Raw genomic sequence first — 14,165 nt, 5'->3', positions numbered from 1 at the left:
GCCACGCCGAGCCACCGAGGTCGGCAGCACGGGCGTGGCGGGTCACCCCTTGATTGTAGGGGCGCGGGCAATTAATGTACTGATCGGAACATTAAGTCGCGGACCGGACCGAACGGAGGCGCCGTGACACCCGAACCAGTAGCTCCCGTGCGCCGACGCGGACGTCCCCGCGCCACCGAGCGCGCGGATACGCGGGAGCGGATCAACAACGCGGCACTCGAGCTGTTCTCCGAACGCGGGTTCCACGCCACCGGCGTCGCCGAGATCGGCGCGAAAGCCGACGTCCAGCGGGGTGCGCTGTACTACCACATCGGCTCGAAGGAAGACCTGCTGTGGGCGATCCTGCGCGACTACACCCGGCTACTGCTCGCCGATGCCGAACGGATCGTCGAGGCCGAATCCGACCCCGTCGAAACCCTGCGCCAACTGGTTCGCAGCCACGTCGAACTGATCGTCGCGCATCGGCGCGCGGTGGCCGTGCACCTGCGTGACGCCGACGCGCTCACCCGCGAACACGCGGTCGTCCTGCAACAGCTCCGCGACCGGATCCAGCGTCTCTGGCAAGACGTCATCGACGCGGGCCACGCGGCCGGGCACCTGCGCACCGCCGACCACATCGTCACCAACGGCCTGCTCGGCATGCTCAATTCCCTCGGCTACTGGTACCGCGAGCGCGGCACCCACTCCCCCGCCGAGATCGCCGACATCCTCACCGACACCGTCCTGTCCGGGCTCCGCGCCACGGACGACAACACGAAAGGCTGACCATGGCTTGGGATTTCGAGACCGATCCGGAGTACCAGCGCAAACTCGACTGGGTGGCGGAGTTCGTTCGCACCGAGGTCGAGCCCCTGGATCTGCTCTACCCCAATCCCTACGACCGGACCGACCCCGAGATCCGGGCGCTGATGCGGCCGCTGCAACAGCAGGTCAAGGATCACGGTCTGTGGGCCTGCCATCTCGGCCCCGAGCTCGGCGGTCCCGGCTTCGGCCAGCTCAAGTTGGCGCTGCTCAACGAAGTGCTCGGCACCTCGATGTGGGCGCCGCTCGTCTTCGGTTGCCAGGCACCGGATTCCGGTAACGCCGAGATCCTGGCGCACTTCGGCACCGAGGAGCAGAAGGCGAAGTACCTGCAACCGTTGCTCGACGGCGAGATCGGCTCCTGCTACGCGATGACCGAACCCACCGGCGGCTCGGACCCCACCGCGTTCCGGACCACCGCGGTGCGCGACGGTGACGAGTGGGTCATCAACGGCGAGAAGTGGTTCAACTCCGCCGCCGAATTCGCCACCTTCCACATCGTGATGGTGGTGACCGACCCCGAAGCCGAACCGCACCAGCGGTTGTCGATGTTCATCGTGCCCGCCGACGCGCCGGGCCTCGAGCTGGTGCGCAACTTCACCGTGCCCGGGTTCAGCGAACACGAAGCGCATCTGCGATTCACCGATGTGCGAGTGCCCGCCGATCATCTGCTCGGCGCGGAAGGTGCGGGGTTCGTCGTCGCGCAGACCCGGCTCGGCGGCGGCCGCGTGCACCACGCGATGCGCACGGTCGCGTTGGTGCGCAAAGCCTTCGACATGATGTGCGAGCGCGCGGTGTCGCGCCCGGCCCGCAAGGGTGTGGTCGGCGGCTTCCAGATGACCCAGGAACGCATCGCCGACAGCTGGATCCAGATGGAACAGTTCCGCCTGCTCGTCCTGCGCACCGCCTGGCGCATCGACCAGGCCCAGGACTATCGCGCCGTCCGCAAGGACATCGCCGCCATCAAGATCGCGATGCCGACTGTCATGAACGACATCGCCCGCCGCGCACTGCATCTGCACGGCGCGATGGGCGTGAGCACCGATCTGCCTTTCCTCGACATGACCACCTACGCCGAAGTCATGGCAATCGCCGACGGTCCGACCGAGGTCCACAAGATCACCCTCGCCAAGGAAGTGCTCAAGAATTACGCGCCGGGCGATCCCGTGTATCCGAGCGGCTACCGGCCAGCGCTGCGCGAACAAGCCCGCGACCTGGTGGCGCGCCGACTCGAACACGAGGTCGGCAACCACTGATATCCCCGATCAGCGGGTAGGCACGAACTAGCCTGCCTCGCATGGGTGGTGTCAGCAATCCCGGGGACAACGGCACGCAACGATCACCGACCGGGACCGCGCACGGCGCGGTCCCGGCACATCCCGTAGCCGACCGGCGTTCGGTCAACAAGCCCGTGTTCCTCATCTCGGCGGGCGCGGTGCTCGCCTTCGGGATCTGGGCGCTGGCCTCGCCGTCGAGCGCCGAAACCATTGTCGGCGAGGTCAAGACCTTCATCTCCACCTGGTTCGGCTGGTGGTACTTCGTGCTCGCCACGCTGATCCTCGGCCTCGTCGTGTTCCTGGGCGCCAGCCGGTACGGCCGCTACCGGCTCGGGCCGGAGGAATCACGGCCGGAATACAGCCTCTTCTCCTGGACATCGATGCTGTTCGCGGCGGGTATCGGCATCGACCTGATGTTCTTCTCGGTCGCCGAACCCGTCTACAACTACCTGCACCCGCCGCTCGGCCCGCCCGAAACCAACGAGACCGCCCGCGACGCCGTCGCCTGGACGATCTTCCACTACGGCATCACCGGCTGGGCGATGTACGCGCTCATGGGCGGCGCGCTCGCCTACTTCGCGTTCCGGCACAACCTGCCGCTCACGATCCGCGCCGCGCTCTATCCGATCTTCGGCAAACGCGTGCACGGCCGGTGGGGCGACGCGATCGACGTGGCCGCGGTGCTGGGCACCATCTTCGGCATCGCCACCTCGCTCGGCATCGGCATCGTCCAGCTCAACTACGGACTGAACCAGCTGTTCGGGATCTCCCAGGGCAAGGCCGCCCAGATCGGGCTCATCGCGTTGTCGGTCGCCATCACCACGATCTCGGCCACCACCGGTGTCGACAAGGGCATCCGGCGATTGTCGGAACTCAACGTCATCATGGCGATCGCGCTGCTGATCTACGTCCTGGTCACCGGCAACACCGCTTTCCTGCTCAACGGCCTGGCTCAGAACGCGGGCGACTACCTCTCGACCTTCCCCGACCGGACCCTCGACACCTTCGCCTGGGAGCGCAATCCGGAGACGGCGAACGCGCCGTCGACCTGGCTCGACAGCTGGACGCTGTTCTTCTGGGCATGGTGGGTGGCCTGGGCGCCGTTCGTCGGCCTGTTCCTCGCGCGCATCTCGCGCGGACGCACGCTGCGCCAGTTCATCTTCGGCGTGCTCGTCGTACCGTTCAGCTTCACGCTGCTCTGGATCTCGGTCTTCGGCAACAGCGCGCTCGAGGTCGCCAGAGACGACAAGGACTTCGCCGAGCAGACCGCGGCCAGAGCCGAACTCGGCTTCTACTCGCTGCTCGAGCAATATCCCGGCGCCACCCTGTTGCTCGGCATCGCGACCGTCACCGGGTTGCTCTTCTACGTGACGAGCGCCGACTCGGGATCGCTGGTCATGGGCAATTTCACCTCGAAACTGCCTGACCCGATGGCTGATTGCGCGCGCAGCACCCGCATCTTCTGGTCCGCCGCGATCGGGCTGCTGACGCTGTCGATGTTGTTCGCCGGTTCGGGCGGCTCCATCACGACCCTGCAGAACGCCACCATCATCATGGGCCTGCCCTTCTCGTTCGTCCTCGCGCTGATCGGCATCGCGATGCTGCGCGCGGTGCGCAACGAGTCCTTCAAACTCGACAGCTACCGCGCCTCGCTGCCCAAGGCTTTCGCCGCGGGCCGTGGCCCGGCCGAACTCAGCAGCTGGCGGCGGCGGTTGCTCTCGACGATCAACTACCCGGGCGCCGCGGCGACGCGCAGGTTCATCACCGGCACCGTCGATCCGGCGATGCACGATGTGGCAGCGGAATTCGAGCACATGGGCGTGACGGCGACCATCGACGATTCCCAGTCCAACGAGGGTCTGCCGTCACCGCGCCTGCTGGTCGATCAAGCCAGTGAGCCCCGGTTCGAATACGGCATCTGGCCCGTCTCGGCACCGGCCCCGACCTACGCCGTGCTGGCCCAGCGGTCCGGCGATCGCTACTTCCGCTGCGAGGTCTACCTGGCCGAGGGCTCGCAGGGCTACTCCCTCAACGGCTACAGCCGCGAACAGATCATCGGCGACATTCTCGACCAGTACGAACGCCACCTCGGCTATCTGCACCTGCGCCGGGCGGCGACCGATCACCACGAACCCGAATCCAGCGACGTCGACAGCACCGACAGCGAACTGTGAAGGGATCCACCATGAGCGACACCCTCTATATCGACGGCTCCTGGCGCCCGTCAGCGTCCGGTAAGACTCGCGACATCCGTTGTCCGGCAGATGATTCCCTCGTCGGAGTCGTTGCCGAGGCCGACCGAGACGACACCGTCGCCGCGATCACCGCGGCCCGCCGGGCCTTCGACGACGGCCCGTGGCGACAGACCCGCGCCGCCGACCGCGGTGATCTGCTGCTGCGGATCGCCGACGCGATCGACGCCCGCCGCGACGAGTTCACGCGCGCCGAGACCCTCGACACCGGCAAGCGCCCGTACGAGTCCGACATCGACATGTCCGACATCGCGAACTGCTTCCGCTACTTCGGCAAGCTCGCCGCAGAGGACGCCGGCCGAGTCGTCGACGCGGGTTCGGCCGACGTGGACTCGCGGATCGTGTACGAACCGGTCGGCGTCTGCGGCCTGATCACGCCGTGGAACTACCCGCTGCTGCAGGCAGCGTGGAAGATCGCGCCCGCGCTGGCGGCGGGCAACACCTTCGTCCTCAAGCCGGCCGAGCTGACCCCGCACACGGCGATCCTGCTGATGACGGTCATTCACGACCTCGGGGTGCCGCCCGGCGTGGCCAACCTGGTGCTCGGCGCCGGTGCCACCGCGGGGGCGCCGCTGTCGTCGCATCCCGCCGTCGACCTGGTCTCCTTCACCGGCGGACTGGCCACCGGCAAGGTGATCGCGCGCGAGGCCGCGGCCACGGTGAAGAAGGTGGCCCTCGAACTGGGCGGCAAGAACCCGAACGTGATCTTCGCCGACGCCTGTGACACCGACGAGCGACTCGCCGCGGCAGTGGACAACGCGCTCAATGCCGCGTTCCTGCACTCCGGGCAGGTGTGTTCGGCCGGTGCGCGACTGGTGATCGAGGAATCAGCGCACGACCGTTTCGTCGACGAACTGGTGCGCCGCGCCGAACAGATCCGGCTCGGGCTGCCCTTCGCCGAGGGCACCGAGACCGGCCCGCTGATCTCGGCGGCCCACCGCGACAAGGTGCACGCCTATGTCGAGGCGGCCCGCGCCGACGGTGCTGTCATCCGCACCGGTGGCGAGTTCGCGACCGGTGATCAGGGCTCGGGATCACTCGACGGCGGCTGGTTCTATCCGCCGACCGTCATCGACGGCGCGACCCGCGCCATGGCGTGCGTGCACGATGAGGCCTTCGGGCCCACCGTCACCATCGAGACCTTCACCACCGAGGACGAGGCGGTCGCCATCGCCAACGACACCGAATACGGCCTGGCCGGCGGGGTGTGGTCCGGCGACGCGGCCCGCGCGCGCCGGATCGCGGCCCGGCTGCGGCACGGCACGGTGTGGGTCAACGACTTCGGGCCCTATCTGCCGCAGGCCGAGTGGGGCGGATTCGGGCATTCCGGGGTCGGCCGTGAGCTCGGACCATCCGGGCTGAACGAGTATCGCGAGCCCAAACACGTCTACGAGAACCTCCGGCCGGGCGTCACCGGCTGGTTCGCCGATCAGGAGGAACAGCGGTGAGCACATACGATTACGTGATTGTCGGCGGCGGTTCCGCGGGGGCGGCTGTCGCGTCACGGTTGTCCGAAGACCCGTCGGTGACGGTCTGTCTGCTCGAGGCGGGACCGTCCGATGTCGACGACCCGGCCATCCTGCACCTCGACCGCTGGATGGAACTCCTCGAATCCGGCTACGACTGGGACTACCCGATCGAACCGCAGGAGAACGGCAATTCGTTCATGCGCCACGCCCGCGCCAAAGTGCTCGGCGGCTGCTCCTCGCACAACAGCTGCATCGCGTTCTGGGCGCCGCGGGAGGACCTCGACTCGTGGGAGCGCGATCACGGTGCCGTGGGGTGGGGCGCCGATTCGGTGTATCGGCTGTATCCGCAGATCGAGACCAACGACGCTCCCGGCGAGCACCACGGCCGCGGCGGGCCGGTGCACATCATGACGGTGCCGCCGAACGATCCGTGCGGGGTGGCCCTGCTCGACGCCTGCGAGGCGGTCGGGATTCCGCGCGCGGAGTTCAATGCGGGTCGCACAGTTGTCAACGGCGCCAACTTCTTTCAGATCAACCGGCGTTCCGATGGCACGCGGTCGTCGTCGTCGGTCAGCTATCTGCACCCGAATCTCGACCGGCCGAACCTCACCGTGCGGACGGGGGCTTGGGCCAAGAAGATCGTGATCGAGAACGGCCGGGCCGTCGGGGTCGACATCACCGACAACGCGTTCGGGCGCACGACCCGGATCACCGCGCACCGGGAGGTGATCGTCTCCGCGGGCGCCATCGACTCGCCGAAGCTGCTCATGCTTTCGGGCATCGGACCTACGGTTCACCTGCGCGAGAACGGAATCGAGGTGCTCGTCGACTCGCCCGGCGTCGGCGCGAACCTGCAGGACCACCCGGAGGGCGTGATCGGATTCGAGACGACGCGACCGATGGTGGACAGTTCCACCCAGTGGTGGGAGGCCGGCATCTTCACCCCGACCGAGGACGGTCTCGACCGGCCGGATCTGATGATGCACTACGGCAGCGTCCCGTTCGACATGCACACGCTGCGACAGGGCTACCCGACCGCCGAGAACACCTTCTGTCTCACGCCGAACGTCACCCATGCCCGCTCACGCGGCACCGTGCGTTTGCGCTCACGCGACTTCCGGGACAAGCCGAAGGTCGACCCGCGCTACTTCACCGACCCCGAGGGCCACGATATGCGGGTGATGATCGCCGGCCTGCGCAAGGCTCGCGAGATCGCCGCGACCGCGCCGCTGGCGGACTGGGTGAAGCGCGAGTTGTATCCGGGGCCCGACGCGCAGACCGATGCCGAACTGGCCGACTATGTCCGCCGCACGCACAACACCGTCTACCACCCGGTCGGCACGGTCCGGATGGGTCCGCTCGACGACCAGATGAGCCCGCTCGACCCGGAACTGCGGGTCAAGGGCGTCGACGGTCTGCGCGTCGCCGATGCCTCGGTGTTCCCCGCGCACACCACGGTCAACCCGAACATCACCGTCATGCTGGTCGGCGAACGCTGCGCCGAACTCGTCGCCGCCGACCGAAGATGAACAGCGGCCCCGCTCGCCGCGCACGGTAGGCGACCGTCACCGCTCGAGGTCGCTCAGTCCACTCGTCGCACGTCGGTGGTCTCGGCAGTGACCCGCTCGCCGGACCGACTGCTCGGGTGTAGCGCGGCGAGGGGTCGGCCGTCACGGTCCACGAGCGCCGAGCGGGGCTCGTCGTCGGCGAAGGCGTGAGCCTCCCCCCACTGCCGCAGGGCCACGATGGTGGTGAACAGGTCCTGCCCGGCGGCGGTCAGCTCGTAGACGTGCCGTTTTCCGCTCGGGGTAGCGCTGGTGGCGAGGATGCCGCCCTCGACGAGTCGACGGAGACGGTCGGCGAGGATGTTGCGCGCGATCCCGAGCCGCTGCCGGAACTCAGTGAACGACGCGGGCCCGTCCATGGCGTCACGCACGATGAGCAGACTCCACCGGTCACCCACCAGGTCGACGGTTCTGGCGACCGGGCAGGTGGCATCCGTCCATTCGCGGTCGGCACTGGCCGCTGGGTTCATCAGCCACCTCCATGTTGGTTGCAATTCGAAACCATTATGCCTTACCGTCAATTGGTTTCAATTTGCTACTCTTTTGGAGGTCTGGTGGTGACAGGAATTACGCGAGCACAGCGGTTGATGCTGGCGACGGTGTGCGCCGTGGCAGTGTCGACGATCTATGCGATCCAGCCGGTCTTGGCAGTGGCGGGTACCGAGCTGGGATTGTCGCCGCAGTCGCTGGGTGTCCTGATCGCCGCGGGGCAGATCGGTTACTTCGCCGGGCTGATCCTGCTGGTCCCGCTCGGCGATCTGATGAACCGACGTCGGCTGATCGGCGCAATGCTCGCACTCACCGCGGCCGGGGCCGCGGTCACAGCCGCCGCGCCCAACGGTGTCGTCGCGGTGGTCGGACTCGCTTTCGCCGGGGTGTTCGCGGTCGTGGTGCAGGTGACAGTCGCCTATGTCGCCGCGGTGTCCGCGCCCGGTGAACGCGGCCGCAACATCGGCGCCGTCACCTCCGGTGTCGTGATCGGCATCCTCGGCGTCCGGGTCGTCGCCGGACTGCTGGGCGATACGTTCGGCTGGCGCGCGGTCTTTGCCCTGCTGGCCGTGCTGTGCGCGGGGCTCGCCGTCGTTACCCGAGGCGGCCTGACCCAGGATGTCAGAACCTCCGGTGATCGATACACGCGGATTCTGCGGTCGATGGGACGCCTCGTGACCACGGATCGACTGTTCCTGAGCCGGGGCCTGATCACGTTGTTCGTTTTCGCCTCTTTCGGATCACTCTGGAGTTGCCTCGCGCTCCCGCTCGGTGCGCAGCCCTGGTCTTTGGGCACCACCGAGATCGGATTGTTCGGGCTGGTGGGACTCGCGGGCGCCCTCGGCGCGGGCCGGGCAGGCAGGTGGGCCGATGCCGGCCACGCCCAGCTGATCACCGGTTGGTCGCTGCTGCTGCTCGCCGCGTCGTGGTTGCTGATCGCACGGACCGGGCCGACACTGGTGCTGCTCGTCGTCGGCATCGTGCTGCTCGACTTCGCCGTCCAAGCCGTGCACGTGAGCAGTCAGCATCTGCTGACCACCGCACACCCGGATCGCGCCGGCAGCGTCATCGGCGCCTACATGGCCTTCTACTCGCTGGGCTCCGCGCTCGGCGCGGTCTCGACGACGTGGGCGTACACCTCGTGGGGATGGTGGGCTTCTTGCCTGTTCGGTGCCCTCTACGCCATGGCCGGGTTCGCCGTGTGGTGGTCGGCCCAGCGCTGGCTGCGCGACCGTCGACCGAAAATAAATCAGCCGACATTTCGGACGCGATATGCCACCATGATTCCACGCAGGTGATTCGCATCGGGCGAGGAACCGACGAGCAGCATCGAGAGGAGGAGACGGCCGTGAAACAGCAAGCGCCACAGCGAGAATCGGATAAGACCTATCGCCGCGCACATTTGGCCCATGGCGCGATGAGCCTGGGTATCGATGGCTCCGGCCGTCTCCTGTTCGTGGCCTGACCGGGCCTTCTCCCTCCGCCGTTCGCTTCTCTCGAAACATGGTGATTCCCATGATGATTCGTCATGCCGTCAACTCGGCGGTGCCCGCGTCCGACACCTGGATACACCAGCGGGTGCTCGTGCTGAACGCCAGCTACGAGGCCCTCGACGAGATCACCGCCGATCGGGCCGTGACACTGCTGATCAGCGGTGCCGCGGAGACCGTCATCGAGCGGGTACCGCACTTCCCGATCCGGTCGCAGCGGCTGGTCATCGGGCTGCCCGAGACCATCCGATTGGTGCGATACGTGTTCCTGGCGCACGTCACGCCGATCGGTGACGACAGCCGCGCCACGCTGGCCGGGGTGTTGCGTCGTGACAAGCACCGGTGCGGCTACTGCGCCGACTGGGCACACACCGTCGACCACATCCGCCCGCGCTCCCGGGGCGGACCCAATACCTGGAGCAATCTCGTGGCCTGTTGCGTCCCGTGCAATTCGGGCAAGGCCGACCGCACCCCGGAAGAGGCGGGGATGCGGCTGTTGTGGGAGCCGAAGGCTCCCGACCCGCTCGCTCGCAAGCAGCGCCGGATCTGGAAGGAGTACGCGCCGTGACCACCACCGACCTCGCACTGACCGAACTGCTGACCCTGTCCGATTCGGGGCAATGGCACCGTGCCGCCTGCCGCGGTGACCCCAACCACGAGGCATGGTTTCCGTACCCGTCGCAGGACTTCGACTACGCCCGCGAGATCTGCGCCGGGTGCCCGTTGCTCGCGGGGTGCACCGAGTACGCGGCGCAGACGGGTCAGTCGGGGGTGTGGGGTGGTCGTGAATACGACCGCGGTCGCGTGATCCGTGCTTGACCGGCCGAGCCGGGTGTCCACTGGGGCACCCGGCTCGGCTGTTCGGCACACACTGCAGGATTGCGCCTACTGCCGACCGCGCGTACGGCGCGCTGTGACCTGCGGCAATGCGCACCGGTATGCGCTGTGCTGCGGTTGCGCGCGGTGTCCTTAAACTTGCCGCGTGGGTACGCATCGCAACGGGACCAGTTCTCGAAGTATCAGCAAGGGTCCGGTTATCGCGGCATCGGCACTCGTCCTGGTGATCGTCGCCGTCTTCGCGTGGTTCCAGCTCAGCGATCGCGCCGCGACCACCGATGTCGCGGCCGCCGCCGAGTGCGTCGAGGGGGCCGCGCAGCTCGATGTCACCGTCGATCCGGCGATCGCGGGACCGGTGCAGGCCGCAGCCGATCGTTTCAACGCGACCAAACCTCGGGTGCGCGACCACTGCGCGCAGGTGACGGTGTCGGCACGCCCGTCGAGCGCGCTCGCGGCCGGCCTCGCCGATACGGCGAAGTGGGATCCGGCCCTCGGCCCGCAACCGGGGCTGTGGATCGCCGATTCGAGCCGGTCGATCGAGCTGGTTCGGGTGCCCGGTCTGATCGAGGGCACGCCCGCCTCGATCGCCACCAGCCCGATCGTGCTGGCCGTGCCCGATGCCCTGCGCCAAGCGCTCGAACAGCACCAGATCGCCTGGGCCGACCTGCCGCGCCTGCAGCAGGGCTCGCTCGACGAGGTCGGCCTGTCCGGCTGGGGCGGGCTACGGATGGCGCTGCCCACCGGTGACGCCACGACCGCCGCCGCCGCGTCGATCGGTGCCGCGATCTCGGGGACCGAACCGTTGACCGAGCAGGCCGCGAGCTCCGGGCAGGTCGTCGCCGGGATCTCCGGACTCGCCGCGGGCGCCGAGACACCGGCCGACCTGATGACCGCGATGTCGAAGATCAGCGCGAATCCCACCGCCGACGACGTGCACGCGGTCGCCGCAACCCAGCAACAGCTCGGCACCGGTGGGCTCACCGCCTACCGGCCCGTCGGCACCGCGCCGCTGGCCGACTATCCCGCCGCGCTGCTGTCGGGTCCATGGGTCGACAAGACCCAGAATCTGATCGCCTCGCGGTTCATCGACTTCCTGCGCGCACCCGAGCAGGCGGGCGCGCTCGCCACCGAGGGCTTCGGTCCTGCCATCGGCTCGGCACCGGCGAATCCGGCGCGCGCGGCACTGGAGAAGGTCCAATCGACGCTCGCGAACCCGGTTCTCGGGGTGAACGGCACGGTCTTGCTCGATGTGTCGTCGTCGATGGGCACCGCGGAGGGATCGACCACCCGCCTGTCGAACGCGATCGCCGCCGTGGCCTCGACGCTGCAGGTGATGCCGCCCGACTTCGGGCTCGGCCTGTGGACGTTCGGCAAGAACCTCGACGGCACCACCCCGTACAAGGTGCAGGTCGACACCGAGCTGCTCACCGATACCCAGCGCAACGCGGTCGGCTCGGCGGTCACCGCGGTGAAACCGAGCCAGCTCACCGCGGATCAGGCCTACCCGAGTCTGCTCGCCGCCTACCGCGCCGCGGTGGCGGGCTACTCCCCCGGCCGAACGAATTCGATCCTGCTGATCACCGACGGCCCCGACGACGACTCGACGCTGACCGGTCCCGCGCTCGTCAGCGAGATCACCGCGGCGACCAAGTCGGACAAGCCGATCCGCATCGACATCGTCGTAGTCGGCGGCCAGGGCACCCAAACCCTGCAGACCCTCGCCGAGCAGACCGGCGGCACCTATACCCGCATGCCGACGAGCAACGACCTCGGCTTCGGTACCGCGGTGGTCAAGGCGCTCACTACGCCCTAGGCTCGGACAGCTACGCGCACAGCGGGATTCGTCGCGGTATCCGCGCCGTTACGGCCTGGATTCAGGATCGACCAGCCGGGACCGAGCAGCACAGAGCCAGGGTGGATGGTCACGACGGCGATACCTGCACCAGCGCACCGGATTCCATCGCCACCCAGATGAACCCGGCGGGGTCGACGGTGAGACCGTGTGGTTCGGCACCCGGTAGGTCGAGGTGGGTGATCTCACCGTCGAGGGTGATCCGGCCCAGCCGGCCGCCGGCCCACTCGGTGAACCACAGGGCGCCATCGGGACCGGCAACGATCGCGTGCGGGCGGGCACCGGTGTCCGGGAGCGCGAATTCGGTGACGGCGCCATCGAGGTCGATCCGCCCGATCGCACCCGCGCCGATCTCGGCGAACCACAACGCGTCGTCGGGACCCGCGGTGATTCCCACGGGACCAGCCGCAGGCGTGAGGAGCGGGTGGACCCGGAGCGCGAGGTCGGTGTCGACGCGGGCGATCGCGTTGCCCTGATTCACGGTAAGCCACAGTGCGCCATCGGGTCCCGGCGTGATCATCGACGGCATTCCGTCGACCTCGACGCGGGTGATGGTGCCGTCCACGGCGAGTCGGGCGACCCGACCCGCCTGCAACTCGGTAAGCCACAGGGCCCCATCCGATCCCACGCACGCACCGTAGGGACCGTCCATTCCCCTGCTGGTCACGGCCCCCTCGGTGGTGATCCGCCCGAGCCTGCCGCCGTTGAACTCGGTGAACCACAACGCGTCATCGGTACCGGCGACGATCACCGTCGGTTGCCCGTCGGCCTGTTCGAGCGGAAAGGTCCGGATATCCCCCGCCACGTATCGACCGACCGCACCCTGGGTGACCAGGGTGAACCACAGCGCCCCATCGGGCCCGACAGTGACCCCGTACGGTGCGCCGGGTACATCGACTACCTGCACGATTTCAGCCAAAGTTCTCAATTCCCTTCTGTACTCCACGGAAACGACGGCGCAACGCCCAATCGTGTGACACCACGACCACCGCACCGCGATACTCGTGCAGCGCCCGTTCCACCTCGTCGACCCGAGTGAGCGCGAGGTGGTTGGTCGGCTCGCAGCCTGCGCAACCGCTCGGCGGTAGTGCGCACTCGCGAGGCGACCGAGCTCTGCACCCGCCCGGCATTACGGTCGTAGGCCATCTTGTTGTTGTCGGTCATCGCCCGCCCCGGCGCGACCTGCTGGGCAGTGCTCGTAGCGAACTCCTCCAGACGCCCGATCTCGCCGCGCCACTGGGTGTATGCCTGTTCCCAGCGGATCCGCGCGGCCGCCTTCTCGGTCAGGAACCCGGTGTAGCCGCCGCCGAATCGGGTCAGCCCGCCGTCGGCGACGTCGATGATCACGGTGACCACCCGATCGAGGAAGATCCGGTCGTGCGAGACCAACACGGCGGTGCCCGCGTGCAAAGTCAGTTGAGTGGCCAAACAGTGCTCCAATCGCAACTCGTGTAGCTTTAACCTACAGAACCGTCCCCACTAACGCAACTGGAGTTGTTTTTTGGAACCACAACGACGCCCCGGCGGACGGAGTGCCCGGGTCAGAGAAGCTGTTCTCGACGCGACGACGACCGAACTCGCCGAGCACGGCTATCAGGGCCTGAACGTGGATGCCGTCGCCCAACGGGCCGGGGTCCACAAGACCACTGTCTACCGGCGGTGGCGCGGCCCTGAAGGGCTGGTCGCCGACGCGCTCGCGCGCGCCGCGGAACAACCGTGGCCGATCCCGGACACGGGCACCCTCACCGGTGATCTCCGGGCGCTCACCGAGCTGGTCCGCCAGGGCTTCGCCGATCCCGAAGCAGGCTCGGTGGCAACAGCTTTCGTCGCCGCGGGCATGCAGCACCCCGATGCCGCCGACGCGCTACGCGGCTTCTACGCCGCCCGCCACGACGAGGCGGCGGCGATCGTGGCCCGGGCCGTCGCGCGCGGCGAGCTCGCACCGGATGTCGACGCGGACGAGATCATCCGGCTCGCCATCGCACCGCTGTTCCACCGGCTCTTCATCACCCACGAACGGCTCACGGCCGAGCAGGCACGCCGAGCCGCCGATGTGGCGGCGACACTCGCCACAACAGTCCTCAGCACCTGAATTACCCGCTACGCCAACAGATCCCGCCCTATTCCGCCGGA

13 protein-coding genes are annotated in these 14,165 nt (G+C 68.0%); 10 read left to right on the top strand and 3 right to left on the bottom strand.

The genetic code is table 11. The annotated features are described in order from the left end of the window. Positions 1-123 precede the first annotated feature (123 nt). The 5 genes from ACWZHB_RS09870 to ACWZHB_RS09850 are packed head-to-tail and all read left to right on the top strand — an operon-like array spanning position 124 to position 7,328. On the top strand, positions 124-765 hold the full coding sequence (locus ACWZHB_RS09870; protein ID WP_427907625.1) for a TetR/AcrR family transcriptional regulator: 642 nt from the start codon (positions 124-126) through the stop codon (positions 763-765). A gap of 2 nt (positions 766-767) precedes the next feature. Continuing rightward, the gene (locus ACWZHB_RS09865) at positions 768-2,057 is read left to right on the top strand and encodes an acyl-CoA dehydrogenase family protein (protein ID WP_427907624.1); all 1,290 of its coding nucleotides are present in this window, start codon (positions 768-770) and stop codon (positions 2,055-2,057) included. 41 nt (positions 2,058-2,098) lie between these two features. Beyond that, the gene (betT, locus tag ACWZHB_RS09860) at positions 2,099-4,252 is read left to right on the top strand and encodes a choline BCCT transporter BetT (RefSeq protein ID WP_427907623.1); all 2,154 of its coding nucleotides are present in this window, start codon (positions 2,099-2,101) and stop codon (positions 4,250-4,252) included. An 11-nt stretch (positions 4,253-4,263) separates the two neighbouring features. Beyond that, a complete protein-coding gene (locus ACWZHB_RS09855; protein ID WP_427907622.1) occupies positions 4,264-5,778 on the top strand; it encodes an aldehyde dehydrogenase family protein in 1,515 nt (504 codons plus the stop codon). Next, the gene (locus ACWZHB_RS09850; protein ID WP_427907621.1) at positions 5,775-7,328 is read left to right on the top strand and encodes a GMC family oxidoreductase; all 1,554 of its coding nucleotides are present in this window, start codon (positions 5,775-5,777) and stop codon (positions 7,326-7,328) included. Before ACWZHB_RS09855 ends, ACWZHB_RS09850 begins: the two co-directional genes overlap by 4 nt. 53 nt (positions 7,329-7,381) lie before the next feature. Here the strand turns inward: ACWZHB_RS09850 and ACWZHB_RS09845 are convergent, their stop codons facing one another. Next, entirely contained in the window at positions 7,382-7,834 is a 453-nt protein-coding gene (locus ACWZHB_RS09845) for a winged helix-turn-helix transcriptional regulator (RefSeq protein WP_427907620.1), read from the bottom strand. 84 nt (positions 7,835-7,918) lie between these two features. Here ACWZHB_RS09845 and ACWZHB_RS09840 point away from each other — a divergent pair, with 84 nt between their 5' ends. The 4 genes from ACWZHB_RS09840 to ACWZHB_RS09825 all read left to right on the top strand — a co-directional run bounded on the left by ACWZHB_RS09840 (position 7,919) and on the right by ACWZHB_RS09825 (position 11,993). Beyond that, a complete protein-coding gene (locus tag ACWZHB_RS09840; protein ID WP_427907619.1) occupies positions 7,919-9,151 on the top strand; it encodes an MFS transporter in 1,233 nt (410 codons plus the stop codon). A gap of 217 nt (positions 9,152-9,368) precedes the next feature. Continuing rightward, positions 9,369-9,911 carry an HNH endonuclease gene (locus tag ACWZHB_RS09835; RefSeq protein WP_427907618.1) on the top strand — a complete coding sequence of 181 codons (543 nt, stop codon included), beginning with the start codon at positions 9,369-9,371 and terminating at the stop codon, positions 9,909-9,911. Next, the gene (locus ACWZHB_RS09830) at positions 9,908-10,162 is read left to right on the top strand and encodes a WhiB family transcriptional regulator (protein WP_427907617.1); all 255 of its coding nucleotides are present in this window, start codon (positions 9,908-9,910) and stop codon (positions 10,160-10,162) included. The genes ACWZHB_RS09835 and ACWZHB_RS09830 overlap by 4 nt, the downstream gene beginning before the upstream one ends. A gap of 163 nt (positions 10,163-10,325) precedes the next feature. Continuing rightward, a complete protein-coding gene (locus tag ACWZHB_RS09825) occupies positions 10,326-11,993 on the top strand; it encodes a VWA domain-containing protein (RefSeq protein WP_427907616.1) in 1,668 nt (555 codons plus the stop codon). Positions 11,994-12,102: 109 nt separating this feature from the next. On the opposite strand, the gene ACWZHB_RS09820 is transcribed toward ACWZHB_RS09825, so the two are convergent. Together ACWZHB_RS09820 and ACWZHB_RS09815 are read right to left on the bottom strand one after the other, a co-directional pair. Beyond that, on the bottom strand, positions 12,103-12,960 hold the full coding sequence (locus ACWZHB_RS09820; protein WP_427907615.1) for a Vgb family protein: 858 nt from the start codon (positions 12,958-12,960) through the stop codon (positions 12,103-12,105). Further along, positions 12,957-13,460 carry a hypothetical protein gene (locus ACWZHB_RS09815; RefSeq protein WP_427907614.1) on the bottom strand — a complete coding sequence of 168 codons (504 nt, stop codon included), beginning with the start codon at positions 13,458-13,460 and terminating at the stop codon, positions 12,957-12,959. The genes ACWZHB_RS09820 and ACWZHB_RS09815 overlap by 4 nt, the downstream gene beginning before the upstream one ends. Before the next feature lie 73 nt (positions 13,461-13,533). On the opposite strand from ACWZHB_RS09815, the gene ACWZHB_RS09810 reads away from it, so the two are divergent. Next, positions 13,534-14,124, top strand: coding sequence for a TetR/AcrR family transcriptional regulator (locus tag ACWZHB_RS09810; RefSeq protein ID WP_427907613.1), 591 nt, complete (start codon positions 13,534-13,536; stop codon positions 14,122-14,124). The last annotated feature ends 41 nt before the right edge of the window (positions 14,125-14,165 follow it).

The sequence above is a fragment of the Nocardia sp. FBN12 genome, assembly GCF_054031145.1.
The sequence above is the reverse complement of the archived record's forward strand: the minus strand, read 5'-3'. Positions and strand labels throughout refer to the sequence as shown.

What these genes read in the sequence shown, in the direction of transcription:
- ACWZHB_RS09865 (WP_427907624.1), top strand. Translation starts at nt 768, where the DNA reads ATGGCTTGGGATTTCGAGACCGATCCGGAGTACCAGCGCAAACTCGAC.
- betT (WP_427907623.1), top strand. Translation starts at nt 2,099, where the DNA reads ATGGGTGGTGTCAGCAATCCCGGGGACAACGGCACGCAACGATCACCG.
- ACWZHB_RS09855 (WP_427907622.1), top strand. Translation starts at nt 4,264, where the DNA reads ATGAGCGACACCCTCTATATCGACGGCTCCTGGCGCCCGTCAGCGTCC.
- ACWZHB_RS09845 (WP_427907620.1), bottom strand. Translation starts at nt 7,834, where the DNA reads ATGAACCCAGCGGCCAGTGCCGACCGCGAATGGACGGATGCCACCTGC.
- ACWZHB_RS09835 (WP_427907618.1), top strand. Translation starts at nt 9,369, where the DNA reads ATGATGATTCGTCATGCCGTCAACTCGGCGGTGCCCGCGTCCGACACC.